Source organism: Chroogloeocystis siderophila 5.2 s.c.1 (assembly GCF_001904655.1).
GTDB lineage: Bacteria > Cyanobacteriota > Cyanobacteriia > Cyanobacteriales > Chroococcidiopsidaceae > Chroogloeocystis > Chroogloeocystis siderophila.
This window is the reverse complement of record NZ_MRCC01000003.1, coordinates 175558-190145: the sequence shown is the minus strand read 5'-3', so window position 1 is coordinate 190145 and position 14588 is coordinate 175558. Positions and strand designations below refer to the sequence as shown.

General features: G+C 39.5%; 16 protein-coding genes. 11 read left to right on the top strand and 5 right to left on the bottom strand.

All coding sequences use genetic code 11. The features are described 5' to 3' along the window. Positions 1-87: 87 nt before the first annotated feature. Positions 88-1206: a succinylglutamate desuccinylase/aspartoacylase family protein gene (locus NIES1031_RS04265; RefSeq protein ID WP_073548257.1), complete on the top strand. Its 1119-nt coding sequence runs from the start codon at positions 88-90 to the stop codon at positions 1204-1206. 37 nt (positions 1207-1243) lie between these two features. Here NIES1031_RS04265 and NIES1031_RS04260 read toward each other — a convergent pair whose 3' ends face one another. Continuing rightward, complete coding sequence (locus NIES1031_RS04260; RefSeq protein WP_073548256.1) at positions 1244-2326, bottom strand: ATP-dependent 6-phosphofructokinase; 1083 nt, start codon at positions 2324-2326, stop codon at positions 1244-1246. A gap of 207 nt (positions 2327-2533) precedes the next feature. Here NIES1031_RS04260 and era point away from each other — a divergent pair, with 207 nt between their 5' ends. The 3 genes from era (at position 2534) to NIES1031_RS04245 (ending at position 4144) form a co-directional block, all read left to right on the top strand. Beyond that, a complete protein-coding gene (gene era / locus NIES1031_RS04255) occupies positions 2534-3469 on the top strand; it encodes a GTPase Era (protein WP_218596667.1) in 936 nt (311 codons plus the stop codon). Positions 3470-3567: 98 nt separating this feature from the next. Beyond that, entirely contained in the window at positions 3568-3810 is a 243-nt protein-coding gene (locus NIES1031_RS04250) for an AbrB/MazE/SpoVT family DNA-binding domain-containing protein (protein WP_073548254.1), read from the top strand. Then, on the top strand, positions 3797-4144 hold the full coding sequence (locus NIES1031_RS04245; RefSeq protein ID WP_073548253.1) for a type II toxin-antitoxin system PemK/MazF family toxin: 348 nt from the start codon (positions 3797-3799) through the stop codon (positions 4142-4144). Before NIES1031_RS04250 ends, NIES1031_RS04245 begins: the two co-directional genes overlap by 14 nt. A 218-nt stretch (positions 4145-4362) precedes the next feature. Here NIES1031_RS04245 and NIES1031_RS04240 read toward each other — a convergent pair whose 3' ends face one another. Genes NIES1031_RS04240 through NIES1031_RS04230 form a run of 3 tightly spaced genes read right to left on the bottom strand, consistent with a single transcriptional unit; the run spans position 4363 to position 7377 of the window. Beyond that, a complete protein-coding gene (locus NIES1031_RS04240; protein ID WP_073548252.1) occupies positions 4363-5247 on the bottom strand; it encodes a phosphotransferase in 885 nt (294 codons plus the stop codon). A 37-nt stretch (positions 5248-5284) separates the two neighbouring features. After that, a complete protein-coding gene (locus NIES1031_RS04235; RefSeq protein WP_073548251.1) occupies positions 5285-5929 on the bottom strand; it encodes a GDYXXLXY domain-containing protein in 645 nt (214 codons plus the stop codon). Between the two features lie 17 nt (positions 5930-5946). Next, entirely contained in the window at positions 5947-7377 is a 1431-nt protein-coding gene (locus NIES1031_RS04230) for a DUF2157 domain-containing protein (protein WP_073548250.1), read from the bottom strand. 413 nt (positions 7378-7790) lie between these two features. On the opposite strand from NIES1031_RS04230, the gene NIES1031_RS04225 reads away from it, so the two are divergent. Next, positions 7791-8813, top strand: coding sequence for an NOL1/NOP2/SUN domain family protein (locus NIES1031_RS04225; protein WP_236738717.1), 1023 nt, complete (start codon positions 7791-7793; stop codon positions 8811-8813). On the opposite strand, the gene NIES1031_RS04220 is transcribed toward NIES1031_RS04225, so the two are convergent. Further along, positions 8790-9188 carry a PPC domain-containing DNA-binding protein gene (locus NIES1031_RS04220; RefSeq protein ID WP_073548248.1) on the bottom strand — a complete coding sequence of 133 codons (399 nt, stop codon included), beginning with the start codon at positions 9186-9188 and terminating at the stop codon, positions 8790-8792. The genes NIES1031_RS04225 and NIES1031_RS04220 overlap by 24 nt on opposite strands. Before the next feature lie 131 nt (positions 9189-9319). Here NIES1031_RS04220 and NIES1031_RS04215 point away from each other — a divergent pair, with 131 nt between their 5' ends. From NIES1031_RS04215 to NIES1031_RS04190, 6 genes are all read left to right on the top strand, one after another. Further along, positions 9320-11803, top strand: a complete 2484-nt coding sequence (locus tag NIES1031_RS04215; RefSeq protein ID WP_073548247.1) for a dynamin-like GTPase family protein — start codon at positions 9320-9322, stop codon at positions 11801-11803. A gap of 77 nt (positions 11804-11880) precedes the next feature. Then, a complete protein-coding gene (locus NIES1031_RS04210; RefSeq protein WP_073548246.1) occupies positions 11881-12219 on the top strand; it encodes a KGK domain-containing protein in 339 nt (112 codons plus the stop codon). Positions 12220-12248: 29 nt separating this feature from the next. Next, positions 12249-12677, top strand: coding sequence for a KGK domain-containing protein (locus NIES1031_RS04205; protein ID WP_073548245.1), 429 nt, complete (start codon positions 12249-12251; stop codon positions 12675-12677). A gap of 29 nt (positions 12678-12706) precedes the next feature. After that, on the top strand, positions 12707-13063 hold the full coding sequence (locus NIES1031_RS04200; protein ID WP_073548244.1) for a KGK domain-containing protein: 357 nt from the start codon (positions 12707-12709) through the stop codon (positions 13061-13063). 5 nt (positions 13064-13068) lie between these two features. Then, on the top strand, positions 13069-13347 hold the full coding sequence (locus tag NIES1031_RS04195) for an HNH endonuclease (RefSeq protein ID WP_073548243.1): 279 nt from the start codon (positions 13069-13071) through the stop codon (positions 13345-13347). A gap of 55 nt (positions 13348-13402) precedes the next feature. Continuing rightward, entirely contained in the window at positions 13403-14584 is a 1182-nt protein-coding gene (locus NIES1031_RS04190; RefSeq protein WP_073548242.1) for a TPM domain-containing protein, read from the top strand. The last annotated feature ends 4 nt before the right edge of the window (positions 14585-14588 follow it).

Here is a 14588-nt window from a genome sequence, read left to right as displayed (position 1 = left end):
TAAATGTTGTTACTAATGACTGATTTTTAAGTTACATATTATTTTTTACTTACTTGACTTCATTCTGATATACTCCATTAACTCGTTATGTTTTCTAACACTTACACAATTCCTCTCATTCAGTTAGCTTCTGGCGATCGCATGTCGTTGCAAGTCTATCGATTCGTTGGTGCTAAATCTGGGAAAAAGGCATATATTCAAGCAAATTTACACGGTGCAGAAATTGCAGGTAATGCCGTGATACATCAGCTTATTGAGTTTTTTCAAACTTTACAAAATACTGAATTAATTGGTGAAGTTTGGCTAGTCCCTGTATGTAATCCCTTAGGAGTTAATCAGCGATCGCACCGTTTTGCTTCTGGGCGCTATTGTGTTTACGAAGGCAAAGACTGGAATCGTATTTTTTGGGATTATGAAAAAAATCAAGAAGATTTAGAAGAATTTGCTGAAACGCAAATAAATTTAGACAAAGATATTATTAGAATAAACTATTTAAATAAAATTATCAACGCCTTTACAACGCTTGCTGAAAAAATCCATTCGTCAAGCAGCGTACCTTTTACCGAACTTTTTCGTTACCGATTGCAGTCACTGAGTATCGATGCAGATTACGTCATTGATCTCCACACTTCCACGGATCAAGGTTTAAATTATCTTTATTATTTTCCCCGCCGCGAAATCAGTGCGCAATATTTTCTACTTGATTATGGAATTTTACTTGATAACTATGATGGTGATGCTTTTGATGAGGCGTTTATCAAACCGTGGTTAGCATTAGAAAACACTTTTCAACAGCTAGGACGAAAAATTATTTTTGATGTAGAAGCGTGGACATTAGAACTTGGTTCAGGAATGCAAATGCAACCGCAGTCGGTAGAAAAAGGTGTAGAAGGAGTGAAGAATTATTTACTGCACAAAGGCATATTAGTCATTTCTGAGACGAAGGCGATCGCCCGCGAAATGACTTTTACACTCAAAAGCCAAGTAACTAAATATTATGCGCCTGTTGGTGGTATGGTGCAAGCGCGAGTACCACTTGGTAGCACGGTTAAAGCAGGAGAAAGATTATATCAAATTCTGATGTTTAATAAAATGGGGGAGTTGCCCTGTGTCATTGATATTTGCGCAGAAAAGGATGGTTTAGTTTATGATGTTGCTACTAATTATGCAGTGAATGAAGGCGAGTATGTATTAGCAGTGATGTAGTTTAAAGGACAGGCAAAATGCCTATCCCACAGCTTACTTAATCTCCTAAGCAGATATTTAATCCTCTAGCGGTTTTGACAAGGGTACCCTGCGGATCGACAGCGCGATATTGAGCGATCGCATCTGCAATGGAGACGCTAACAACTTGACGATTTTGCCATGTCACCATTTGGTCATACTTTTGTTCGGCGATTAAATCAACTGCGGCGACGCCAAAAGCCGACGCGATAAGTCTTTCTAATGGTGAAGGAGTTCCACCGCGTTGAATATGTCCTAAAACAGTGACGCGAGTTTCAGCACCAATGCGATGGCAAATTTCATCTGCTAAATATTGACCGATTCCACCATATCTGCATTCACCGAAGCGGTCAGTACTCACAACCGAATCGCCAGTTTCGTTGCGTACAGCTTCAGAGACGACAATTAAACAATAGTTTTTGCCTTGTTCTTGGCGTTCTTTAATATTACGGCAAACTTGGTCGAGTGTATAGGGAATTTCAGGAATTAATATTACATCCGCACCGCCTGCAATTCCGGCGCTAATTGCGATGTGTCCCGCATCGCGCCCCATGACTTCCAAAATCATCACGCGGTTGTGACTCGCAGCCGTAAAATGCAATCGATCCAAGGCTTCTGTCGCAATACTCACCGCAGTTTCAAACCCAATCGAAAGTTCAGTGACTCCGACATCGTTATCGATTGTTTTGGGAATGGCAACTAAATTGATTCCTCCTTGTTGAGCCAGACGCCGCAAAATTGCTAAACTACCATCGCCGCCAATCCCGATTAAGGCATCCAAGTTGAGTTGACGATAACCTGCGATAATTTCCTCCGAGCGATCGCATACGCCACCATCTGCCATCGGATAAGCAAACGGATTACCCTTATTAGTTGTGCCTAACACTGTACCACCAGCAGTCAGCAAAGAATTGACCTTCTCAACATCTAAAGCGATATACTTCGGTGGTTGCTGCATTAATCCAAGCGTAGCTTGACGAATTCCCAACACTTCCCAACTGTAAGTCCCTACCGCGCGATTCACCACTGCCCGAATTACAGCATTTAATCCAGCGCAATCACCGCCACTGGTAAGAATACCAATGCGTTTGTGTTCTCCCATGTTGACTTAAGCTAAAAGTCCTCTTTAGAAGATGATTAAACTAGATTAAGTGGACACTTTGTGCAAATGACTACAGGATTTTATTATTTGTGATTTTTGGCAAAGAAACTATATTAAAAATTGCAAACGGGTAAAGAGTAAGAAGTGAGTGGTTAGATTCGAGTTTTGAGTTGAAAATTCTTAAGGAATACAATAAAAGTGAGTGATATTGATAATTTGAATTTTTCTGAAGCGTGGAGTATTCCGCAAGCGCCTACTGGATACAAATCAGGTTTTATTGGTATTATTGGTCGTCCGAATGTTGGTAAATCGACATTGATGAATCAACTTGTAGGACAAAAAATTGCGATTACTTCGCCTGTGGCGCAAACTACGCGAAATCGCTTGCAGGGAATCTTAACAACACCGGAAGCACAACTGATTTTTGTAGATACACCAGGAATTCATAAACCTCACCACCAACTTGGCGAAGTTTTAGTCCGCAACGCACGAATTGCGATTGATGCTGTTGATGTTATATTATTCGTCGTCGATGGAACGCAACCCGCAGGCGGCGGCGATCGCTTTATTATCGATCTTCTCAGTCGTACAGAAAATCCTGTCATTTTAGGTATCAATAAAATCGATCAACAAGCGGATTCACAGCTTGATCGTACTTATGAAGATTTAGCTGCACCCTATCAGTGGCAAATTGTCAAGTTTTCTGCACTAACAGGCAACGGGTTAGACACACTTCAACAATTACTCGTTACGCATTTAGAACCAGGACCATACTACTATCCGCCAGATTTAGTTACCGATCAACCTGAACGATTTATTATGGGTGAATTAATTCGCGAACAAATTTTGCTGTTGACGCGCGAAGAAGTCCCCCACTCGGTAGCTGTGACAATTGATCGCGTTGAAGAAGATACAACAATTACACGCGTTTTAGCAACGATTCACGTTGAACGTGACTCACAAAAAGGTATTTTAATTGGTAAAGGCGGTACGATGCTCAAAGCGATCGGTTCTGCAGCGCGAGAACAAATGCAAAAGTTAATTGCAGGTAAAGTTTACCTTGAGTTATTTGTAAAAGTGCAACCCAAATGGCGACAATCGCGTTTTCGATTATCTGAATTAGGCTATCGCGTGGAAGAATAAATTGAAGTATTGGGTTAAAAGTCACTACTACACAGACAAAAACCACCTGCGTAGGTTAAAAATAATGTATAATCTTTGTATATACATTAAGTTATATTATGGTTGACCAAATTGTTACAAAGTGGGGAAACAGTTTAGGTATTCGCATCCCTAGTGCAATTGCCAAGCAAATTCATATAGAAGAAGGCACAACAGTAACATTTACTGTTGTCGATGGCGGGGTCATGATTCAACCGCAAAGAAAAAAATACACCCTAGAAGAATTGCTTGAGGGAATGACTCCAGATAACTTTCATTCAGAAACCGACGCAGGAACACCCGTAGGCAATGAAGTCTGGTAATTCAATTTATGTGCCAGACCGAGGTCATATTGTATATTTAAATTTCAGCCCACATCGGGGACGCGAACAAGGATATGAACGTCCTGCAATTATCCTGTCTCCAATTCGGTATAATCGCATGGCAAGCTTGGCTTTGATGTGTCCAATTACCAATCAGTCAAAAGGGCTGCGGTTTGAAGTGCAGCTTACCGATGGAATGCAAACTACAGGTGTTATTTTGAGCGATCAGATCAAAAGCTTCGATTGGAAAGCGCGTCAAGCAAGGTTCGTTGAGAAAGCTTCTGCTGAATTAGTTGAGGAGGTCTTAGCGAAAGTAGAAACATTACTGAGTTAGCATACATTTATAATAGTTGATAATCGCTAGATCGCTACAAGATCTAAATTGAAATTTCTGGCGAAACACAGTAGTAAACTCAATTGCTGCAAGTTCTAAGATACACCAATCAGAAGATCGAGAAAGTATTTACTATTATTTTCCAGCCAAGTTTCAAACTTTAATGTCTCAATCACTGCATCAATAACTTTTTGACGATTCGCTTTTCCTTCAATAAACTAACCTGTCCAATAGACTAGTGAACTTGCGCGTTGTAGTCGCCACACTGTAGGTAGGGCTTCTTGTTCTAGTGATGTCAAAGAACTGCGTTTTTGATAACCTGTGCTGAATGCTTTTACAATATCAGCAAAAAGTTCTTCTTTCCAAGGAAACGAGGCAAGTTGATCTAAGCTACTTAAATAATCGAGTAATCTTAAGTCAAAAGTTGCAAACTCAAAATCTAAAACACCAACAACTCGATTGGCTTCAACGAGAATATTCGGTGTGATGTAATCAGCATGAATTGTCTGAAGTGGTAATGTTTTATAGAGATAAGGTACAGATTCTATTACCTCAATTAATATCCGATTGAGAAGCGTTTGTTCTTCAAGACTGAGATTAAGTATTTGTGCGATCGCCAACGGATTGCTAATCAATGGATGAATTTGCGCTAAATTACCCCAGTATGGCAATCTAGCTAGTTGTCTATGTGGATCAAATTCAGTAAGGACGCAATGTAACTCTGCTAGTGTACAGCCTATAGATTGAACTTGTTGAAGGTTACGTCGATTAGCAGGTTGTCCAACTAATCGCGGTAATAAAACGACTTTTAGCGATCGCAGTTCAGTTTCTATAGGAATCAGTGTCTCACCCGATGATGTAGCAATTGGGGCTGGAATGGCAAATGATAAATTCGCCTGTTGCAAAAAGACGAGTAACAAGTGTTCGTATTCAATTTGAGAAGCTGCTGTTGTAGTAGAATAAACCTTCAAAACAAACTGATCAGTCGGGGTGTAAACAAAGTATGTTGTACTGCTTCCTCCCTGAATTGGTTCTAGCACTATCTCAGTCAAAAATGACCAATGATTGCAAATAATTTGCTTTTCTGATTCTGATAACTCCATTTATATATAGCAATTAGCTCTTTTCCAAAAATTGACATTAAAATCGATAGTTACGTTGATTTACCCAAAAACTAATTGGTACTGCACGACCTTGATTGTCTACTTTAACTTCAACGACAAGCTGCTGTTGTTGATCGCGTTGTGCTTGCGCAATGCTTTGATTAATTTCATCGCGCTGGGCTTCAGGCATATAGTATGTTTCTAAGCCGTAAGCAATTGAGTTACCAGTAAACTTACCTTTGATCGCGACTTGATTTGCAGCGAGTTGCGGGCGATCGCGACTGACACGCACAGGTTTCCACGCTGGTGGTGGTGTTGAACTTGATGTAGGCGCTTCCAGGGTGACATAAAGGTTTGTTCCTATGGGTACATCATGAACCAAAGGCGCGGTAGTATGCTGTTGAGTTAACTCTTGCCAACCTGGAAGTTGCTGTAAGTTATTGATTTGGGAAATATCATAACTCAGTGTTTGCGAGTAACCCCGCAATGGATCGTAAGGATCGACAGGGACAGTTTGAAGAATTACGGTTTTTCCGGTAAGTTGTGTATAAAATGGCTGCGCTGGTGCAGCTAAAATAATGCCTGTTTGAAACAGTAGCGGAAGCCATAGTCGCCAAAATGGAATTTGCGGAAGTTTTTGCGGCTTTAATACTTCAGGCGTTGTCTTAACTTTAGATGTCATACTGAATCCTTTTAAAACTATGATTTTGCTGGATAGTTGATGCGGATGTGGCGTTCAAACCATAGCCCTACCGCCATGACACCAATGCCACATAAAATGAAAATGAAGGATTTGAAGAGTAATCCTGTTGCAGATAATAAAAATACGTAGAAAATCCGTAAGCTTAAGAGCAGCATTCCACCCCAAAAGGCGCGTCTTCCTCCTTTGGCTAATCCTGTACGAATTAACCCTGCTGCAAAGAGGAACAACATGACATTAAAGATGAATGTGGCGAATGATGTGATATTCGTTACTTCAATATGCCAAAAAGTAACTATAGCAACAATGCAGATGAACACACCGACAACAATGGTAGTAACATTTTGTTGACGACGGCGACGGTGCGAAGCGATTAAACCGATCCATTGCCAAATTGCAATACCAGTTAAGACGACTGCATCAATGAGCAGTAATTGGTTTTGTCGCGATGGAATATACTCGCTAGATTGCGCCAAAGAGTCCCAAAAAGCGGTTGTGGCTGCGAAAATGAATAAGACTCCCAGGGTAAATAAGGCTAAGTTACGCGCGATCGCTTGAAATGAACCAAATCTGAAATGGCGATCGTGTCTATATAATCTCAGAAAATTACCATGCACTAGAGGTGAGTCATCGTAACTCCACAACAAAGCTGCTGGTAAAGCAAATGCGATACTTGTTACCCAACCTCGTTGAAATGTTCCCCAGATAAAGGGTTGAATGTTTGCTTCTAAAGATGTGATGATGGCGATCGCACCGAGCGCAAATATCCAGCCAGAACGACACCAATAAGCCAATGGAATAAATAATACAACAGATAGTAGTGGCAGATGCTGCCCCATGAGCGATGACCATGTTACTTCTGTCATTGCAGTTGACCAATTTTGGGCGATCGCGCTTCCCCAATATCCCCAATAACCCAGCCACAGCAAAATAATTGACAATACGCCCAACGAAGTTAACCGCAGACTGTACGCCATTGCTAATACACCAATCCCCCAAGCAAACAATAGTTCGTAAAATGGTGCATCAATATGAAAAATTTGCCCCATCAAGCCCATATTTGCACCGAGAACCAGCGCCCCCAAAAGCAGTAAACCGTGTCCTAGGCGTTGTCGCGATTCTTTAGGATGTTTCCATAACCAAAAACCCGCAATGTTGACGCTGATAAACAAACTTAATAGCAGTGTGACTTTACCAAGCCGCGGTAATTCTTGCCAATTTGCAGCAACAAACGTAATAATTCCTAAACCGATAAGAATACTACCTAAACCAACTAAAATTGCGATAAAACTATTACGGGCTGTGCTATCAAGTGTGTTAAATTGATAGCGTTGTGATAGCTGTTCGTATTGCAATTCATCAATGAGTCCCTCAGCTTGCCATATTTGGGCTTCATGGCGCAACTGGTGACGAAACTTATCTGAAGTCACGTCAGCCTCCTAAATTTAGATTGTAAGTTAGTGAAAATAAACGTAAATTAAAGAAAGAAAGATGGTAACGGGTCATTGGTCATTGGTAAATGCCTTGGTTTCTGTATTTATCGCTCATTACCTACTACCTATTACCTAACAAAAAATTATAATTGCCAATTATGCTTATCTAATTACTATTCACTTAATCTTCAGTTTCTAGTTTTCCGTAAGTAATATTTGATGACATCTATTGGGTGATGAGATTGATGCAGGTTAATGTCATAGTTATAGCTATTTCTTAGTATATATTTATTGTGAAGTGAGCATTGTGGGCTGATTGCTTGCAGTGTGACAGTTTTGTCTGTGGTATCTATGGATATGTACGGGCGAGACGCCTGTGCCACAGATGCTATACTTCATTGTAAGTTTTGATGATGGATCAACCTTCAAATTTATTGATAAAGTTAAGTCGTCGTTTGTTTGATGATGCAACAGAACAAGAAAAATTTATTGATGCACTCATTCGTCCTCAACCTTTCCATCCTTGTATTGCTTGGTGTCGCGAAAAGCGATCGCCATTTAAAATAGAACCACCAATATCTTGGCAACCACGTTTTGTTGATCGTTTATCTTTTGGTGAAAAACCAGGACAGCATCCTTTACATAATGAAGGTTATTATTACTGCTTAGACTTTTCTTCAGTGTTTGCAGCAATGAGTTTATATGCAGTGCGATCGCCTATAAACACTATATTTGATATGTGTGCTGCACCAGGAGGTAAAAGTATTTTTGCTTGGCGGGCTTTACAACCTCAACTACTTGTTTGTAATGAAGCAATTAGCAAGCGTATTGGAATGCTAATTTCTAATTTAAAACGCTGTCATATTTCTCCAGCAATTGTATTAAATAAAGATCCAGGTGATTTAAGTCAAATAAATTTTTCTCACCAATTAGTCATAGTTGATGCTCCTTGCAGTGGTCAATCTTTGTTAGCAAAAGGTAGTAAAGTACCAGGATGTTTTCATCCCAATACTATTAATAAAAATGCAAATCGGCAAAAGAGAATTATTGCTAATTCAGCACAATTAGTAGCACCACAAGGCTATTTAGCTTATATGACTTGTACATATTCTGTTGAAGAAAATGAGCAAGTTTGTGAGTGGCTTTTGGAAAAGTTTCCGCAGTTTCAAGCAGTGAATGTTTCTAAATTGGTAGAATATCAATCTCAGCTTACTAATCTTCCTTGTTATCGATTGTTTCCTCAAAGTAAATTAGGGACAGGGGCATTTACGGCGTTATTTCAAAATACTGAGGTGGGGGAAACAAAGCACGTAGATTTTGAGATGTTGCTGCAGGTGGGGATTAGGTATAAGTTGGAGGATACAAACCACAGAGACACAGAGAACGCAGAGAAAGAGGGCGAGGAGGGTTTATTTATGGGGAATGATTTCTAGTTCGTTGTAGCCTGTTTGAGGATCGAGAGTGCGTGTGAAGGAGAAGTCTTTGGTGGCTCCGATAATGATTTCTGCGGTTGTGTAGATGATGCAGCCATTGTCTAAGTGTCCGCCGATGGTTTTACCGTGTTTGTCAGCTATACAGATGTGGAGATGGACGCCGCTTGTGGCTAATGTTCCATTCAGGGAAAGTATTTCAAATTTATTGTCAAGTACAGCACTTATGTCTTGATTAGCAAAGCGAATTGTTGCTTGTTTGAGGCTACCAATTGCACTTAAAATGAAGCCTGCTTCAATATTTCTTTGAACAGTAAAAGTTTTTAAGCTTTGGCGTAAATCTGCATTGGGTTTGAGTCTTAATGCTAATACTTCCATTGATGTTAATTGGTATTTTTACTTAAGTTTATTAGTTTGAATAAAAGCTGTCTCAGTGATTTTACTAACGTGAGATTGAAATGAAATTTATACAATAAATTTAATAAAGTAAATTTTATTCTACTATTTATATGATTTTTCAGTTTCCGCAATGTGAGAATTTATCAGAACAGGTTGAAAGTCTCTTACAATTGTTGCATCAAGAACCTGCGTTACGTACTCAAGATACGTCTTCAGTTCAATCTTCACTGCGAAAAGTTGTTTCACCGACGTTTGAGATTGTGTTTGCTGGGGCGTTTAGCGCTGGTAAATCAATGTTGATTAATGCATTATTAGAACGTGAATTACTTTATAGTGCTGAAGGTCATGCTACGGGAACTGAGTGTTATATAGCTTATGCTGAACCTGAGTCAGAAAAAGTTATTCTCACTTTCTTGAGTGAAGTGGAAATTTGTGAACAAGCTGAGGTGTTGAGTCAGCGGTTGGGTTTAACTACACAGGTGAGAATAAATCAACCGGAAGTGATGCACTTGCTACGTCAAGGAAGTGAATTGATTATTCAACAAGAAGGTGGCGAGAGTAAATCAGAACGCGCCAAGCAAGCAAAGGCGTTGATTCTACTATTAGAAGGTTTTGAAGCAAATCGCGATCGCATCCACAATACTAATAATGCCACGTATTCGATGGAGCAGTTTAACTTTTCTAATTTAAAGGAAGCTGCAAGTTATGCGCGTCGGGGTAGTAATAGTGCAGTTTTGAAACGCGTTGAGTATTACTGTCATCATCCGCTATTACAAGATGGCAATATTTTAATTGATACGCCAGGAATTGATGCGCCAGTACAAAAAGATGCGGAACTTACCTACCGCAAGATTGAACATCCCGATACTTCAGCGGTGGTGTGCGTACTTAAACCTGCTGCTGCTGGGGATATGACGAAGGAAGAAACTGAGTTACTCGAAACGATGCGGGGTAATTCGGGAATCCGCGATCGCGTTTTTTATGTCTTCAACCGCATTGATGAAACTTGGTACAATACACAACTACGGCAACGGTTGGATGATTTAGTTTTCTCGCAGTTTCAAGACAGTAGCCGCGTTTACAAAACGAGTGGATTACTAGGATTTTATGGTAGTCAGATTAAACACACGAGTGGAAGCGATCGCTTTGGGTTAGATTCTGTCTTTGCTGAAAGTGTTAAAGGTATTGATGGTAAAGAAGACAACCCGCAATTTGTTAGTGAATTTAATCGCTACTGTGCTAATTCTGGTAAGCTTTCGCCAAGTAAGTTTCGTATTTCGGTAAATAGCTACGAAACTCCCAATGAAAACTATGTCAGAATTTTAGCTGAACAAGGTACACCCCTAATCGATCAGTTAATTACAGATAGTGGAATTGAAGAATTTCGCAGTGCAATTACGAAGTATTTAACTGCAGAAAAACGCCCGCAGTTGTTTGCAACTTTAGCAAACGACTTACAGCCATTGTGCATCAGTCTGCGGAAACATTATATGGATGCACAGCGCGAATTGGATAGTCAACCGCGTGAAATTGATGCAATGAAAGCGCGGGAACTCGAACTTCTCAGCCAGCAGTTGCAGCAAATTGGTAAAGAGTACGCAACGCATATCGAAGCAGAAGTTAATGCAGTAGTGACTAATGTTTGTACAGCTTTTGAAGACGATTTTCGCAAACTCCAAGCGCGGATGATTCGCCGCTTAGATGAATTACTCGATACATTTTCGGTAAGTGATGCATATAGTCGCGCCACACTCAGTCATCCTCGCAATGCAACTGCACCATTAATTGCTATTTTAGTCGAGGCATTATATTACTTAGCAAATCAACTTGAAGATATTTTAGTTGAGTCATGTCAAGAAGTTATCAGTAGCTTATTTCAACGTTTAATTGAACGAGTTCGCAAGTCAGAATATTATCGTAATTTGTATCGACTTCTCGGTAACGACAGCGGAATTGAACAGCAATTAAAACTATTAGAAAAAGATGTTAAGCAAGCGTTGATTAGTGCTGCAAGAGTTGAATGCGATCGCTTTGTGCGCGAAAGCCCTAGATTTTATGATGAAGGTACTTTTTCAATTTATCAATTCCGTCAAACATTACAGCAAACGTCTCAAGGTTATGATTGCGAAAGCATGGTAGAAGCCGAACCTGCAATTCGCCAATTACTAAAGTTAGATTTTGAACCCAAAGTTTCCGCCACAATTCGGAGAAATTTCCGCCAAACAATCAATCAAACCCTAAAAACGCTGTTATTACCAGTAGCCAATCAACAAGCTAATGACATTCTACAACAATATACTCAAGCCCGTGCTTATTTAGAGCAAACACTAGAGCAAGAAGTAGAAGAGAAAATTAGAAGAAATGAGCGACTTCTAGGAGAACTGCAAGATAAAATTGCAGCTTACAACCAAGTCATTGCTGGAATAAATAGTTGTTTCCAAGCAATGCATCTATCTGATTGTTTGCTACCTGTAGTCGATAGATCAAGCTTTATCTCATCATCTGAGAAGGCAAATGTTTTTAATACTAATACAGATTTTACTAAAACGGCTTATTCAAACAACACGCAGAACTTATTAGAAAGTAGTGTTTAGTAAAAAATATTTTACAATATTTTCGATCTACTTGAGTTGTAATCAAAGACAAACTAAATTAATTAGAGCTAAATACTATGAATAAAGCCTGTCAGCAGATGCAAAAATATGAGGTCATATATAACTCTTTTTCTTTACCAAGTTTATCTATCACCTTTAAAGTAGGAGAAATGCTTCGGGCAATTAAATCATACATTAATCATGACAATATTAATAAACTGCTAGATAAAGGATTAGAAGTAGAAGTGCTTCATTTAGATGCGAAAGGATGGAAAAAAGGAAGAATTAAATTCACACTAGAATTTTGTCCTGACAAATCTGAAGGTGAAGATGTAACCACAAGTAGCCCGTTTGAGAGTAATGAGCAAAAATCATCATTAGATGACATTCGGAAGATGATTAATGAAAAAAGCTGACAAGATATTTTTTGGTACCTATTAAGTTTATGAATAACAAAATAATTTTACACAACTGTGGGCGGGAAGATGTTTTATCATTTAGCTCTGCCATGTTCAAAGTAGGTCAATTATTAGAAGAATTAGAAAAGTTTTTCCATCAATATAAGCTGGGTAAACAAATCAGCGATTCTTGTAATGCAAACAATTTAAATATACCAGTTAGACGTGAAGCTATGAGTAGAAGTTCAAGTATTATTGAACATTATGAAGAATGGTTTGATAACGGAATAGCTTGTGAAACCCTGAAAATTGGTGCTGAGGGCTGGCAAAGAGGAAAAATAAAAATTAATCTTCAAATTTCTTTAGAATTTTATCCAGATTTACCAGAAATTAATAATGAATTAGATGAATTGCAAGATGTTAAATCAGAATCACCACTTGATGATATTCGGCAAAAGATAAAGCAAGCTAATTAAAAAAAATAGTTATTATAGAGAAAATAAAAATGATTTCTGGATTCAATCGCTTAGAACGTGAAGATGTTGTATCTGTATACTCTAGTCAAATTTTTGTAAATAACCGGACTTTTACAATTAATGAGTTTATTTCAGCTATGATGCCGATGATAAAAGACAAATCAGGAACAACTTGGACAGAAGAAAAAGCTAATTGGTTTGGGGAAGGAATAGACTGTAAACTACTAAAGCCAGGTGCTAAAAGTTGGCAGCGCGGAAAAGTAAGAATTACTCTGGAATTTTGTCCAGAAGAACTTGAAGTGAAAGATAATAATGAATCACCACTCAACAGTGACAATTCTCCATTAGATGATATTCGTCAAATGATGCCAAAAAATGGGCAGTAGTTTTTATGAGTAAAACACCACGAATTCACATTCCGCAAGCAGTCAGGAAGTATGTGTTTGAACGCGATCGCCTGCAATGCCAAAGTTGTGGTAAAACTGCAATAGAGACACTCACCATCGATCACATCATTCCGCTTGCTCGTGGTGGTAAAAACGATATTAGTAACTTACAAACTCTCTGTCGTTACTGCAACCAGCGCAAAACTCATCACATTGATCCCCGATATCAGCGCCACTATAATCTCCAATTTCCCCTGTGTTCTCTGCCTTTAAAAGCACTTTAGTAACACAACTATCATTAAAGTAAACCCCAAACCATTTTGACTAGAGGCGAAAGCCATGAAGTTTAATCTACTTCAACCGAAACGTATTTTTTGGGCGAGTATCTTCTCTGTCATTCTCTTTCCTATTGCTGGTTGGGCTGTAACTGTAAAAGAAGTGCCAAATCCCCGCAAAGAATATGGTGGTTGGGTAACTGATATGGCAGGAATTCTTAGCGACGAGACTGAAGCCCAAATTAACCAGATGATTTCTGAATTAGAAGCAGAAAAAGGTACGGAAATGGCAGTAGTGACTGTACCAGAAACAAGCCCTGCTACATCACCGAAAACATTTGCTACAGAATTATTCAATTATTGGGAAATTGGTAAGCAAGGACAAGATAATGGCGTATTATTTTTGATTTCCGTAGGCGATCGCCGTGTAGAAATTGAGACGGGTTATGGTGTAGAAGCAATATTACCCGATGCCAAAGTAGGCAATATCATCGATACTCAAATTATCCCTCGCTTCAAATCAGGAGATTTTGCAGGCGGTACGCTAGCAGGAACTCAAGCATTAATCGTGGTTCTCAAATCCGAACCATCATCAGGAAATCAGGTCATACCTCCAAATACCCAAACAACCCCAAATAATAATAACTGGAGATTATGGGGAGTTTTAACAGGAGGTGGAATATTAACCCTAGCAGCAGGAAGTGCGGTTTACTTCAGTCGTCCTCGTAAAATCTTCATCACACCAGAAGGGTGTACCCGTAAAGGTGAAGGTAATTACACTTTTTTCTGCGCCGATTGCCAACAACCAATGCAACAAGTCGATCATTCCACAATCCAACCCTATTTAAGCAAACCAGAATCGGTAGCACAAAAACTCGGCAGTGTCAAGTTTCAGGGGTGGAAATGTCTTAGTTGCAGTCAGAAGCAAACTGGTGATGGATTCCACCTAATCGCCCAAGAGTCTCGTTCCTCCAAATTTCGGCAATGTCCTCACTGTCAAGAATTAACTATTACTCGTAACGAGAAGACTGTGAGAGCGCCAACTCAATACAGTTCTGGAATGCGACTCATTACTGATGAGTGTCATAGTTGTTCTTACTATCGCCAGCAAGAAGAAATTATTCCTCCTTTACCGCCTCCACCGCCTCCGCCTCCTCCTAGTGGTTCTTGGAGTGATTCTGGTGGTAGTGGTGGTAGCTTTGGTGGTGGTAGTAGTGGTGGTGGTGGCGCTGGTGGGAGTTGGTAAAATC